Raw genomic sequence first — 13,651 nt, 5'->3', positions numbered from 1 at the left:
ATATTATTTTCTGAGACTCGCTACACACATGGCAGCCGCACCCTCGCCGCGGCCGGCGAAGCCGAGATGATCGGTAGTGGTTGCCTTGATTGATATAAGTGATTGTTCAATTGTGAGAATTTCGGAAAGATTGGCTTTAATTTGGGGAAGATATCCGGCGATTTTCGGTTCCTGCAGTACGATGGTGGCATCAATATTTCCAATTTCGTAGCCGGTATTTAAGATTTTTTGGCGGATTTTTTTTAAGATTTCCAGGCTGGAGATGCCGGCGATATTATCGTCGGAGGAGGGAAAATGCTCACCGATATCACCCAGGTTCGCGGCGCCAAGCAACGCATCGGCGATGGCATGGGTGAGAACGTCGCCGTCGGAGTGGCCAAGTACGCCCTTATCGCTTGGAATAGTAACGCCGCCCAGAACAAGATCCCGCTCAGGCACCAACTGGTGTACGTCGTATCCGATGCCGACACGGACGGTCACGCCGGCTCCGACGTTTTACTTTGAGTCATCAGCGCCTCAGCCATTGCAAAATCCTCCGGCGTGGTGATCTTCATATTTCGCCCGGACCCTTCAATGATTCGAACGGATTCTCCGAGACGCTCCACTAACATCGCCTCGTCCGTTCCCTGAAATCCCGATTGATTCGCCTCATCAAATGCCCGCAACAATAGGTTATATTGAAACGTCTGCGGTGTCTGCGCCGCCCAGAGCTTACTGCGGTCAACGGTGCACTTAATTCTGTGCTCGGATACCTGTTTAATAGTATCCACCACCGGAATTCCAACGATACAGCCGCCAAACTCTCGCGCCGTCTCCACCGATGCCGTAATGATCTCCGGCGTCACGAATGGCCGGGCGGCGTCATGCACGACGGCTATTTCCGGGCAGACTTCTTCGACAGCATCCAATCCGTTCCGAACCGAGTCCTGTCTGGTCTCCCCGCCAGGTATGACTTTCACCACTTTAGAAATTCCGTACGGTCTGATGATGTCTTGTTGGATGCGATCGATATAATCCTGGTGAGTGGAAATGACGATGCCGTCAATAGACTCACATCTTTGGAATACTTGCAGGGTATGTGTCAGAACCGGAGTACCCGACAGCAGAGCAAATTGTTTTGGCTGGCCCAGCGCCGGTTGCAATCGTGTGCCGGAACCAGCAGCGGGAATCACGGCAATAACTGGTGTTTGCTGGGTGGAGGTCATGAGAAGATGGCGCGGCGCGTTAGCCCATTCCCGGGAGTTCTCGGTTTTCCGATTTATCGTTAAATCAGCAACATGGCATCGCCGTAGCTCAGGAAGCGATAGCCTTCGTCCAACGCCGTCTGATACGCATCGATAATACCGTCAGTGGTGTGGAATGCGCTTACCAGCATAATCAACGTGGATTGCGGCTGATGAAAGTTGGTGACCATTCCGTCTACGATACGATAGTCGTACGGCGGATAGATAAACAGGTCGGTCCAGCCCTCGCCGGGCACCACCTTTTTCCCGGCCAAATGAGACGTCTCCAGCACGCGTACGCTGGAGGTCCCCACGGCGATGACGCGCTTGCCGGCATCTCTGGCCGCATTGATTGTATTTGCGGCATCCACGGAAATCTGGTAGTTCTCGGAGTGCATCCGGTGACGATTGAGATCGCCGACGGTGACCGGACGGAACGTTCCCAACCCAATGTGCAAGGTTACCCGCGCCAGTTTCACGCCCTTTTTCTGTATCTTATTCAGCAAGTCTTCGGTAAAGTGCAGACCGGCTGTCGGCGCGGCCACGGCCCCCCGATTCTCTGCAAAGACCGTCTGGTAGGTCTCCTTATCCTTAGGCTCCGGGTCCCGATCGATATACGGCGGCAGCGGCGCCTGGCCAATTTCCTGGATGATATCATAGAAATCGTCGCCGTCATACAGGAAGCGGACGACCCGTCCGCCGGAGATGGTGTTGTCGATGACGTCACACTGGAGTTCCTCGGTGACGGTCAGCTTGTTGCCGATACGGACTTTCCGCGCCGGATTCACCAAGACTTCCCAGATGTTGGTTTCCAGCTCCCGAAGGAGGAAGACCTCCACCTTGGCGTCGGTCTGATCCTTCACGGCGATCAGCCGGGATGGGAATACCCGGGTTTCGTTCAGCACCAGCACATCGCCCTCGTCCAGGTAATCGATGACATCCGTAAACACCTTGTGTTCCAGCGTGTCGGTGCTGCGGTTCACCACCATAAGCCGGGAGCTATCCCTGGGCTCTACTGGGTACTGGGCAATTTTATCCTCCGGAAGTTCGTAATCGAAATCTTCCAGCTGGGCTTTATCACTTTGTAATATGGGATCAACACTGTTTGTAGTTGTCATGAGAAGAGTCCTTCTTGTGTGGAACGCTTGTCGGAGTTCTGGTTGAAGTGCTCGTACGTCAGCGGGGTTGCTTTCCGCCCCCGGGACGTGCGCTGAATAAATCCTTCCTTGATCAGGAACGGTTCGTACACTTCTTCGATGGTATCGCTCTCTTCGCCCACGGCGACAGAGAGGCTGTTCAAACCGACCGGACCACCATCGAATTTGGACACCAACACCTCCAGTATTCGTTTGTCCATTTCGTCCAGTCCAAATTCATCCACTTCCAATTGTTCCAGGGATTCCCTGGCCACCGGCCTGGTAATTACGTTATCCGCCTTGACCTGGGCAAAATCCCTGATACGCCGGAGCAGCCGATTACAAATCCGCGGGGTGCCCCGGGAACGTCGTGCGATTTCCATAGCGCCTTCCTCTTCGATCCCCACGTCCAAGATCCTTGCGGAGCGCTTCACGATTTTAAAGAGTTCTTTGGCCGAATAATAATCCATCCTTGAGACCACACCGAACCGATCCCGCATTGGCGAAGTCAGCAGTCCGGCTCTCGTGGTGGCGCCAATCAGCGTAAACGGTTCCAGAGAAAGCTGTACGCTCCGGGCATTCGGTCCCTTGTCGATCAGGATATCGATGCTGTAGTCTTCCATGGCAGAATAGAGATATTCCTCCACCACATTGTTCAGGCGATGGATTTCGTCGATAAACAGGACATCTCTGGGACCGAGCTTCGTTAACAGTCCCGCAAGATCGCCCGCACGTTCCAGCACCGGTCCGGAGGAGACCTTAATCTGCACACCCAGCTGATGGGCGACAATATGCGCCAGCGTGGTTTTTCCCAGTCCCGGCGGACCGAACAGCAGCAGGTGATCCAGCGCTTCATTCCGCTCGGCCGCTGCCTGTATAAACACCTTCAGGTTGTCCACGACCTTCTTCTGTCCGACGAAATCGTCAAAAGTGGTCGGGCGAAGCGAGGAATCAAATTCCCGTTCTTCCTCCAGGACCTCCGGTTGAGTGGCTTCGGAACGCATAATCTATATTGAGTATCTTGTTTTTTCGTTTCGTTTTATCATCTGTTCGTAATTATTTCTCAATTTGCCCAGTAAGGTCTGTAGCCTAATTCGGGATTATTAGGTACCGGATGAGTGGGGAATTGATGAATCTTCTCAGATCCATTCAAATGAATTCGCTATTCCCGGTCAGTAAGTGCAGTCTGTTTATTCTCCCGAAATTTTGCGGGGGATACTCCCTACTTGATGGCGTCAATCTAATTTATGCTCCCCCGCAAAACAAGTTATTTCACGGCTTCCGCCTAAAATCCCAAATTCAGAATTTGTTTCCGGTTAATTATTTCTCAATATCTCAGATAAAAATTTTCCTGTGTACGAGGTATCATGTTTCGCTACTTCCTCCGGGGTCCCGGTTACCACAACCATCCCGCCGTTGTCACCACCCTCCGGCCCGAGGTCGATAATGTGATCCGCGGTTTTTACCACGTCCAGGTTATGCTCGATGACGATGACGGTATTTCCGCGGTCCACCAGGCGATTCAATACCTTTAACAACATCTCGATATCGGCAAAGTGCAGTCCCGTGGTCGGTTCATCCAGGATGTACATGGTATTACCGGTGCCGATCTTGCTGAGTTCGGTGGCCAGCTTGACGCGCTGTGCCTCACCGCCGGAGAGCGTGGTGGACTGCTGTCCCAGGGTGATGTACCCAAGGCCCACGTCCTTCAGTGTCTTCAGCTTCCGTCGGATCTTCGGTACTTTGTGGAAGAACTCCAGCGCCTCGGTCACGGTCATATCCAGCACCTGGCTGATGTTCTTGCCCTTATATTTGATCTCCAGGGTTTCCCGATTATATCGCTTGCCGTCGCAGGCTTCACAGGTCACGTGGACGTCCGGTAAAAAGTGCATCTCAATTTTTTTCACGCCGTCTCCGGAGCACTCCTCGCACCGGCCGCCCTTTACATTAAAGCTGAATCGCCCCGGCTGGTAGCCCCGGATTTTCGACTCTGGCAGATCACTGTACAAATCCCGGATCGGCGTGAATGCGCCGCTGTAGGTCGCGGGATTGGATCGTGGCGTCCGTCCGATGGGTGACTGGTCGATGTCGATGACCTTATCCACGTGGTCAAGCCCTTTGAGGCTGCTGTGCGGCAGCGGCTGTTGCTTGCTGCTGTCGTAAAAATGCTTTGCCAGCGCGGGATACAGCGTCTCGTTCACCAGGGTGCTCTTCCCTGAACCTGAAACGCCTGTAACACAGATAAATTTCCCCAGGGGGAATGAAACATCGATCTCCTTCAGGTTGTTGCCACGGGCGCCCTTCAGGAAAATTTCGTTAGCAGACCCGTTCCGGCGCTCCTCCGGCAATTTGATTTTCCGTTTGCCGGAAAGGAACTGCCCGGTGATGGAATCTTCCGTCTTTTTGACGTCCTCCGGCGTTCCCATGGCCACAACATTGCCGCCGTGTTCGCCGGCCCCCTTGCCAAGGTCCACTACGACATCGGCCGATTCTATTGTCTCCGGATCGTGCTCCACCACGATGACCGTATTCCCGATATCCCGGAGATGGGTCAGCGTATTGATGAGCCGCTGGTTGTCCCGCTGGTGCAGGCCGATAGTTGGCTCATCCAGGATATACAGCACACCGACCAATTGCGATCCGATCTGCGTTGCCAGGCGGATCCGCTGGGCCTCCCCACCGGAGAGAGTCCTGGCGCCGCGATCCAGCGTCAGGTAATCTAACCCCACATTGATGAGAAACCGGAGCCGTTCCCGGATCTCTTTCACGATCTGCCTGGCGATTTTCTGCTGTGTCTCGGTAAGTTTCAGCCCGCCGTTATCCGGATCAAAAAAGTCCGCAATTTCCTTGATCGACTTTGCCGTGAGGTCGGGAAGATTCGTCCCGTTAATTTTAACAGCCGTCGCCTCCTTCCGGATCCGCCCGCCGTCGCAACCGGGACACGGCAACGTCCGCATGTAGGTCTCGATCCAGTTCCGGACCCCACCGGACGAAGTCTCCTTATAGCGTCGTTGCAAATTCGGAATCACGCCCTCGAACTCCCGGTTCCACTCGCCGCGGGCTTTGTCGGACGTGTACTCCACGGTAATTCGCTCGCCCTTGGTGCCGTACAGGATGGCATCTTTGGCATCTTCGGACATTTTTTTCCAGGGCGTAGTAAACTTGAAATCGTACTCCCGGGAGAGGCTCTTCAGGATCCGCGAGTACCAGTTGCCCCGGGGTTGGACGCCAATCGGCTTCACGGCGCCCTTGTTCAGGCTCTTACCGTGATCCGGCACTACCAATTCCGGATCGATCTCCATCTGTGTCCCCAGACCGTCGCAGACATCGCAGGCGCCGTAGGGGCTGTTGAAGGAGAACATCCGTGGAGAGAGCTCTTCGTAGCTGATTTCGCACTTGGGACACGAAAAGTGCTCGCTGAAGATATGCTCCTCCTCGCCGACCTGGTCGATGAGTACCAGTCCGGAGCCTATATTCAGTGCTGTTTCCAGAGAATCAGTGAGTCGATCCTTGATGGAATCCTTGACCACGAGGCGATCGACGACTACCTCAATCTCGTGTTTTTTATTTTTATCCAGCGAGAAGTCTTCGTCGATTTCCTTAATGTCACCATCCACGCGGACGCGGAGGAAACCCTCGCGTTTGATCTCCTTGAAGACATCCTTGTACTCGCCCTTGCGGCCGCGGACCACCGGCGCCAACACCTGGATCTTGGCACCTTCGGGAAAACCTAGGACGCTGTCCACAATCTGCTGAACGGTCTGCTTCTGGATTGGTTGACCACAATTATAGCAGTACGGTTTACCGACCCGGGCGTAGAGCAGACGGAGATAATCGTAAATTTCGGTGACTGTGCCGACTGTGGAGCGGGGATTCTTCGATGTGGATTTCTGCTCAATGGAGATAGCAGGCGAGAGCCCCTCGATGTAATCCACGTCCGGTTTTTCCATCATGCCGAGGAATTGCCGGGCGTACGCGGAAAGCGATTCCACGTACCGACGCTGACCTTCTGCATAAATGGTATCGAACGCCAATGACGATTTCCCGGATCCGGAGAGCCCGGTGATGACGATATACTTATTCCGCGGGAGCTCCACGTCGATATTCTTGAGGTTGTGCTCCCGGGCGCCCTTGATAATTATTTTATCCCGTCGGGACATCTATCACTCCAGTATCATTACATTTTCCGCCGATCTGGAAAAATACACGATTTCTTCTCTACATAAAAGTGCTATTTACGTTTTTTGTACTACTTTTGGCCAAGAATAACATGCAAATAAAAAACCCTTTTGGCCGCAGAGGAACGCGAAGCCCCGCTAAACAGACAACCTCGTACAACAAACAAATGAACTACCTCGGGGAAGAGATCTCAGGGAATTCTCTGATTCACCACCCACAACAACCATTCGGATGTGACGGCGGGTGATGGACACGAGGCCGGTGACCGCCTTTCTCCTTCTGGAACCGGATAATTTTTATTAGTTTTCGGGCAGTTTGTGAACAACGTGTAAAACGAGTGAAAGACTTATGCGAAAATTCCACAGAGCGATGGTGACCATTGGAGCGATTTCAGCGGCGCTGGCAGTCATCGCCGGCGCATTCGGGGCACATACACTTCGTGACATTCTCCCTCCGGATCGTATGTCCGTTTTTAATACCGCCGTCGAGTACCATTTTTACCATTCCCTTGGCCTATTCGCCGTGGCGTGGACCTACACCCGCTGGCGCAGCCGGTATTCCAAAATCAGCGGCTGGTCGATGTTTACAGGGATTATCCTGTTTTCCGGGAGCCTCTACCTGCTGGCATTTACCGGCATCTCCTGGCTTGGCGCCATAACGCCGTTCGGCGGCGTGGCGTTTATCGTCGGATGGATCGCCTTGGCGATGGCTCCAAAGAAGCGGGGGCGGCGGGAGTGAGAACACCAGTGTTTAAGTGTTCGCGTTAGACAACTACAAAATGGTACCATTGTAGTCATATGTAAATTACTGTCGGTGATCGCTACCAGCGTCGCCGACAGTGTATTGATTAACATAGAAATACCGCCACCGACGCTGTCAGCGATCGGCGGCGGAAGGACCAAATTACACCGCCTAGGAATGAGATTCCACGGCTCCAATATCTAGCCTCGTAATCTCATTGCGAGGCGGATTTAGTGAGGAAAAAAATACCAGTCATCCTGAGCGAGCGGAGCGAGATGAAGGATCTCGCCAATTATCCCTGGAGGTTCCTTTCCGAGATTCCTCCTCCGGAAGGAGTCCCTGCCGGGAGACTCACTTCGTTTCGCTTGCAATGGCTGGCGTATAATTTACGCCGGGGAGGTGTGAGACCCTTTCAGGGGTCAGCGACCCTGAAAGGGTCAACAAACAATATGTAGGTAATATTCGTAATAAAACCGCCGGCACCCTCAACAACAGTACCGGCGGGGCATTCTCTACTAATTTTTAACCTATAAGTCGCTCATCAATTCCCGGGCCTCTTTCTGGAGATTGCGATCGCTTTCTGAATTTGCAGACTGATTCAGCGCATTCTGGTAGGCATTTCGTGCCGCCGACTTGTTCCCCAGCTGTTCTTCGGTCTTCCCGAGCCAGACGTAATTCCTGATGCCTGCCGGATCTTTGTCTATAGCGGTCTGAAAATACTCCTTCGCCTTGTCGAAACTTGCCTGCGGCGGCTTGGCGTAGATAACGCTGGCCACCTGTCGCTCCACCCAGCTCAGGTCGGCCAGGGTAAAATGCCAGCGGCCCATCACATGATAATTCGCCGCATCTTCCGGATCCAGTTCGATGGCCTTTTTCGTGTGCTCGGCGACTTTGTAGGAATTTTTAATCTTCTGCTTGGTCCCTTCGATTTCACCGACCCGGCCGATGAGTATCCCGTACCATTTATGCGACTCTGCCCGATTGGGGTTCATCTCCAGTGCTTTCTCCGCAAAGGTGAATCCCGCGCGAATGTGCTTCTCGACGGTCGCCGGATCCTCGCTGTTATCCGACAGATCAAAATGTGCCCGGGCCAGCCGCCAGACGACTTCGAAGTTGTCCGGAGCGAACTCCTCTGCTTTTTTCAGCAAGTTATAGACATCCGTGTACCGGCTCTCTTCATGGAGCGCATCTGCCTGTTGAATCAGCGAGTCGACATCCTGCGCCAATACAACTGTTGACAGTAGCAGTACCGGAACGATAAACAGCAGACGGATTTTTTTCATTGGAAGCCTCGTTAAGTTAAAACGACGTGTTAATGTGTTAGAGTGTTCGGGTGTTCAAGTTAATAAGTGTCTCGTGTCCTATGTCCTGTATCCAGCGCTCTGTGAACCGTCTCCAGCCTCGAATTACGTAATACGCAGTACGAACTTGTGTGGAATACTTGGACACTAATACTAACACCCTAATTTCTGGCTCAGAAGTATGGTGGATCTTTCGGATTCAAATATCAAGTCAGTTAAAAGTATTCGATGTACACGATCTTCAGCTCCCGGCTAGGCAGGGGAGTGGAGTCGCCGTATTGCCGGTTTTGCAGGAGGTTGTTCACGTCAAACTCGATGTGGAATTTTTGCGCAAAGGTCCACCGGACGGCGGCGTTCAGGTAGCCGTAACCACGGCCCAGCTCCTGGATACCGCTGCCGCTTTCGTTGTCGTTCAGCGCTGCGTTGTATTCCACCATCAGGGAAATTTCACGGTTAATGTCCTTGTCAATGCCGAAAAACAGGTTGGGATCCGAGTCACCATCGCCATTTTCCAGCGAATAGTTCGCGCCAGCATGCAACCCCAGGTTGCCGAGGAACTGATAGTTCTTGCTCAGCGCCACATAAAACCCGGAAGACTTCAGGGTGTACCGATCCAAACTCCTGATATATTCGTGGTATCCCTGGGAATTGAAACCGACCGCCACTGCCGGAAATTTCATAGATTCGTCAAACAACCGGTATTTCACCTGAACGCCGGGCTGGGGATTCCATCCGACGGAATCTTCGCCAATGATGTGGGAGCCGCCGTAGGAGACGCCCAGCATGAACTGGCTCGTCAAGCCGATATCCACACCGGCCAGTACGCCGCCTTCCGGCATCATCCGGAGTTCGGTGGCATAGCTACCCCGATCCAGGCTCCCTGCAGTTGGGATATTAATGAGGAACGGTGGTTGGGGATAGGATTCCACCTGGGCTTTCGTTGGAGTGAAATAGCCCAGTAATAAAATCATTCCAATGATAAAAATATATCGTTTGTACAAGCCCATAATTCACTCACAAGTTAGCGTGGCCGGATTACCAGATGCAATACCTCAAGCAGTTCGAAGAAATATAGAGGGGGGCCTCTTGAGAATCAATACCAATTTCCCGGCAGCCGGATCGATTGGGATTGTCACCCGGGTCATGCTTTCACTGAGAAACCGGGTTCAAAACCGGAGTTCCAGAAAAATCCGGTGTTCCATCCCACCGCCGTGGGAAACATCCCGCGCCGGTTCCTCCGGAGTAAGATTGATGGGATTTTCATCCAGCCGATTAACCACAGGAATGAGCTGTAGCGCCAGATACCCAAGCCGTCCCGGTCCGACTGTATAGGTAATCTCTCCCTGGAACCGCATCAGATGGACCTCGTACTGCACTGGATATTCAATATCCTCTGAGGCCAGGTTAAACTCTAACTCGCCCTGACCATCCAAAGAAATATCCATCTGGCTGTGTGTATATTCCGCTTCAAAAGCTCCAATGAACTCCCCGATTCTGTGAGCGTATCCACCCTGAATTCTCTGGGAAAAGATCTCACCGGAAAATTCACCGGTGACGGCGTGAGAAAGCGGAAAGACGCCATCGTAGTAGCCCAGCACCGGTGTTCTCGCCTCCACTGAGCCATCAATCCGGCTTAATCCCAGGCCAGTATTCATCCAAAAGGGAAATCCCTGATATTCCCAGCGGAAGTTCGCGCCGGACTGCTCATACACGACGCCTCCCAGCGATACAAAATCCAGCATCACCGGTTCGGTCTCCGGGGGATTATTCTCGAGATCATTATCAGCATTCGCCCGAAATGCGGTGACCGAATAGTTTATAGCCCTGCGATGATCGCGTATCCCGAACCGAAAGAGACCGTTTGTTATCCGGGTGGGCAGACCGAGTGTTCTTAAGCCGGTGAGTTCTTCCCGGTTGGAACTGTTCGTATAGTGCAACACCGGGTGGTGCGACGTGGCAGAATACCCGTACTGCAGCTGCATTACGTATCCGGAAGACACCGGAAGGCCAGTGTAGAACGCCAGATCGTACCCCTCGCCGGTTCCCCGAAAATCCATCTCCCGACCGAACGTCGGTTCCAGCCAGTCGTAAAAAAACCGGTTCTGCCTCGGTTCATCGGATATCGGATATTCAATGATAGTAACGGGACTCTCGTACCACATCTTCCTGTATAATAATTTACCGCCGAGCAATGCCCGCTGATAAAGAAAGGCGCTCTCGACACCGCCGGTTATCTGTTGGGACTGGATGTCGACCTGTATGGAGGTAAAGTCATCCCGGTTCTGCGTGCGGCTTTGCCGGACTTCGGTTATTCCGCGCAAAAGCACCCGAGTTTCATTCACCTGCATCGGAGTGGTATATCTCAGAGCGGCCCGGGATTGATACCACCGGAAGAGTCGGTCACCCTGATAGGTTTTGCGGTAACCGTCCAGAAATGAGAGATTACTCCGAAGGTTTGGCTCTGCATCGCTCAGATCTTCTCTGGAGAGGGCATTTGTCTCCGGAAAATTAAGCAAATAGTTTAAGCTGGCAGGTGCCGGTTGCCCGGCAACCACAGTTACTCCCATCAATACAAAAAAAACAGGGAGGCAGCAGGCATACCGCCACCTCCCTGTAAAAGATTGAATCATACGAATTCGATGGATTATTTCAACAGAACCAGCTTCACCGTGTTCAACTGCGAACCGGTTCGGATCCTGGCATAGTACATCCCGGACGGCATCTGACCGGCATTCCAGTTGATGTGGTGTCGTCCCGGCTCCATCGTCTCGTTCATCAGAGTCGCGACGCGTTCGCCCCGGAGGTCGAATATCCCAATGCTTACCTGTTCCTTGTGGGGCAGGTCGAAAGATAACGTGGTCACCGGATTAAACGGATTCGGATAGGCCGGATACACGACGAATTTCCGTGGCAGTGTAGGCAGTTCGTCACTTACATCTACCTTGAACCGGTCCGGGAACAGTCCGCCCAGGGTGCTGTCTACGCCCCAGACATAGTTCTTCCACATCCGGAGGAAACTTTCCGGTGGGTCATCAAACCACGCGGAAAGATTCACGCGCTCGTCTTCGATAATCACCATACTGTCCGGATGGGCAAAATCCTGGTGAAGACTCCATGTCATATCATTCATAAACGCCATATCATCGATGAAAATCTGCCCATCCATATCGAAGTCCGTTTCATACGGTTTCATGGCTATGGCCAAATCTTCCATGCTGTCAAAGAAGTCGTTCACGTCCCCGAAGCCCTCTGCCAGGTCTGCACCGATATCGTGCATTTTGTCCACCCCATACTTTGTAACCGTCATAAAATCCGGGTTGGATTGCTCCAGGATTCGGATCAGCTGGCTGTCGCTCTCCACGTCGCTGAAATCAAGATAGGAGGGATCAAGCTCCATCACAAACATATCCTCCATCTCTGTATACATGGATTTCAGCCCGTCCGCAATGGCCCCCACGCCGGCGCCCAATATCTGTAGGTTAGCCCGCACAAAAACCACTTGGGGCACCGGAACATGCACAATACCGAAGTCCGAGTTCGCGCCAATTTCGTACCGGCCGGCGTCATCGTCGCCGTATTTTTCCAGAAGAATAAAGTGCGTCGGACTTTCCGACTCCACATAGTAACTGACGTGGGTATCAATTGACCGCATTTCGTCACTGATATCCAGACTGTCCCAGTTGAAGGTCGCCACCAGTTCATCCACACGACCCTGATCAAGCAAATCGAACGCCCTGGCGTAGCGGTCTGCATGGAGATTCACCATATCGAACAGTTCCACCAGTCCCAGGCCCAGGTGCGCGTCCGGATCTTCCGGAGCCGCGTTGACTTCCTGCCTCCAGACAAGACGTAACTGGTGCAACCGATCGGCGGTGGCCTCCTCGCCGTCATCGGCGTTAATGACACCGTCTGCGGTGATCAGATTCCGCGTTTCGCTATCCAGTCCGCTGGGGAAAATCCCGCCGAAGGTGTACGCAGCCGGATCCCCCGCACGATAGAAATCGACATAGAGATCTTCCAGGCCCCTGCCGGGCATATTCTGCAGAATAGCCAGCGGCTTGATGGTCTTCGCTTCTGCAGACGGTCCGAAGTCGTACTCTTCACCGGCGAGCAGCGCATCAGTTTCCCGGAGAAAATCCTGAAAATCGCTCAACGCGGCGGTATCGGCCTCCAGCGGCGCAAGCGGCTGTTTCACCAGCAGAATCTTCAGGGAATCCACCCATTCGTCCATCACCACGATACCTGCCCGCAGTTCGTTGACACCGGGCATCACGTCCCCGTCTGGGTCGTCCATCACCGCGTCGATCATGTTCCCGCCATCCTCAAAGTGGGTCGCCCAGACTTCGGCCTCGGCGGCCAGGGAATCCATGCGCGTAAAAAACGCCCGATCAAAAATGAAAACGGTATCCTCGTAGGCTGATCCCATGATTTGCATCCGAAATTCAAAATCAGCGGTTCCCCGGGCAACGGAATCAAGGTGCGCCCCAAAATTTTCCTGGGCGAGGTTTTCGCCGGCTGCATCAAAAAAGCGATTTAACAGCCAGTCTGCCTCATCCATATCTAGCTCAATCTGAGTCGCGTAGAAATCAACGGAGTCGCGAAAAGCCTCGTAATCACCGGAGGCGAAAAACTCCTCCAGCATGTCTACAAGCGCCGTCGGATTCTCAGGATCGGTCAAAAACGGAGTTAGTGTACTCGTCAGCGTATCCAGGAGACTCGTGAAATTGTCTCCCGCATCGTTCAGTACTGGCTCCAGGTCGTTGACCAACGTGTCACCATCGACGTGTGTATACGCTAGCCCCAACAGCGCCAACCCCATATGTGCCTTCATCGTTTCCGGAGTATCACCACCGACGCTGGTCACCTGGTCCAGCCAAACCGTTTCCAAACTGTCCAGGTATGTCACGTAGTCTGTGTTGATTTCATTCTGCAGGACCAGATCCGTCTGTCCCACCGCCGGAATCCACAGTCCCAAAACCAGGATGATAACCCCGAACACGCCCCTATAACATTTTTTCATACATACCTCCCTTGTTAATTAATTTTAATAGTATTTACTCTAACTTTTATT

At 53.1% G+C, this 13,651-nt stretch carries 10 protein-coding genes; 1 reads left to right on the top strand and 9 read right to left on the bottom strand.

The window, feature by feature from the left end; all coding sequences use genetic code 11:
• Positions 1–3: 3 nt before the first annotated feature.
• The 5 genes from ispF to uvrA all read right to left on the bottom strand — a co-directional run bounded on the left by ispF (position 4) and on the right by uvrA (position 6,519).
• Positions 4–480, bottom strand: coding sequence for a 2-C-methyl-D-erythritol 2,4-cyclodiphosphate synthase (gene ispF, locus K9N57_08190; GenBank protein ID MCF7804155.1), 477 nt, complete (start codon positions 478–480; stop codon positions 4–6).
• Complete coding sequence (gene ispD, locus K9N57_08185; GenBank protein ID MCF7804154.1) at positions 477–1,205, bottom strand: 2-C-methyl-D-erythritol 4-phosphate cytidylyltransferase; 729 nt, start codon at positions 1,203–1,205, stop codon at positions 477–479. The genes ispF and ispD overlap by 4 nt, the downstream gene beginning before the upstream one ends.
• Before the next feature lie 59 nt (positions 1,206–1,264).
• A complete protein-coding gene (gene queA, locus K9N57_08180) occupies positions 1,265–2,341 on the bottom strand; it encodes a tRNA preQ1(34) S-adenosylmethionine ribosyltransferase-isomerase QueA (protein ID MCF7804153.1) in 1,077 nt (358 codons plus the stop codon).
• Positions 2,338–3,363, bottom strand: coding sequence for a Holliday junction branch migration DNA helicase RuvB (ruvB, locus tag K9N57_08175; protein MCF7804152.1), 1,026 nt, complete (start codon positions 3,361–3,363; stop codon positions 2,338–2,340). Before ruvB ends, queA begins: the two co-directional genes overlap by 4 nt.
• Positions 3,364–3,675: 312 nt before the next feature.
• A complete protein-coding gene (gene uvrA, locus K9N57_08170) occupies positions 3,676–6,519 on the bottom strand; it encodes an excinuclease ABC subunit UvrA (GenBank protein MCF7804151.1) in 2,844 nt (947 codons plus the stop codon).
• Between the two features lie 367 nt (positions 6,520–6,886).
• Here uvrA and K9N57_08165 point away from each other — a divergent pair, with 367 nt between their 5' ends.
• The gene (locus tag K9N57_08165) at positions 6,887–7,276 is read left to right on the top strand and encodes a DUF423 domain-containing protein (protein MCF7804150.1); all 390 of its coding nucleotides are present in this window, start codon (positions 6,887–6,889) and stop codon (positions 7,274–7,276) included.
• A 530-nt stretch (positions 7,277–7,806) separates the two neighbouring features.
• Here the strand turns inward: K9N57_08165 and K9N57_08160 are convergent.
• The 4 genes from K9N57_08160 to K9N57_08145 form a co-directional block, all read right to left on the bottom strand.
• Positions 7,807–8,562: a hypothetical protein gene (locus K9N57_08160; protein ID MCF7804149.1), complete on the bottom strand. Its 756-nt coding sequence runs from the start codon at positions 8,560–8,562 to the stop codon at positions 7,807–7,809.
• Between the two features lie 233 nt (positions 8,563–8,795).
• Positions 8,796–9,587 carry a TonB-dependent receptor gene (locus tag K9N57_08155; protein MCF7804148.1) on the bottom strand — a complete coding sequence of 264 codons (792 nt, stop codon included), beginning with the start codon at positions 9,585–9,587 and terminating at the stop codon, positions 8,796–8,798.
• Positions 9,588–9,746: 159 nt separating this feature from the next.
• A complete protein-coding gene (locus tag K9N57_08150) occupies positions 9,747–11,135 on the bottom strand; it encodes a hypothetical protein (protein ID MCF7804147.1) in 1,389 nt (462 codons plus the stop codon).
• Between the two features lie 89 nt (positions 11,136–11,224).
• A complete protein-coding gene (locus tag K9N57_08145; GenBank protein MCF7804146.1) occupies positions 11,225–13,600 on the bottom strand; it encodes a T9SS type A sorting domain-containing protein in 2,376 nt (791 codons plus the stop codon).
• Positions 13,601–13,651: the final 51 nt, after the last annotated feature.

The sequence above is a fragment of the Candidatus Neomarinimicrobiota bacterium genome (genome assembly GCA_021734025.1).
Classification (GTDB): Bacteria; Fidelibacterota; JAANXI01; order JAANXI01; family JAANXI01; genus JAANXI01.
The sequence above is the reverse complement of the archived record's forward strand: the minus strand, read 5'-3'. Positions and strand labels throughout refer to the sequence as shown.

Coding starts and splice junctions, on each gene's coding strand:
- ispD (MCF7804154.1), bottom strand. CDS start 1,205: ATGACCTCCACCCAGCAAACACCAGTTATTGCCGTGATTCCCGCTGCT.
- queA (MCF7804153.1), bottom strand. CDS start 2,341: ATGACAACTACAAACAGTGTTGATCCCATATTACAAAGTGATAAAGCC.
- ruvB (MCF7804152.1), bottom strand. CDS start 3,363: ATGCGTTCCGAAGCCACTCAACCGGAGGTCCTGGAGGAAGAACGGGAA.
- uvrA (MCF7804151.1), bottom strand. CDS start 6,519: ATGTCCCGACGGGATAAAATAATTATCAAGGGCGCCCGGGAGCACAAC.
- K9N57_08165 (MCF7804150.1), top strand. CDS start 6,887: ATGCGAAAATTCCACAGAGCGATGGTGACCATTGGAGCGATTTCAGCG.
- K9N57_08160 (MCF7804149.1), bottom strand. CDS start 8,562: ATGAAAAAAATCCGTCTGCTGTTTATCGTTCCGGTACTGCTACTGTCA.
- K9N57_08155 (MCF7804148.1), bottom strand. CDS start 9,587: ATGGGCTTGTACAAACGATATATTTTTATCATTGGAATGATTTTATTA.
- K9N57_08145 (MCF7804146.1), bottom strand. CDS start 13,600: ATGAAAAAATGTTATAGGGGCGTGTTCGGGGTTATCATCCTGGTTTTG.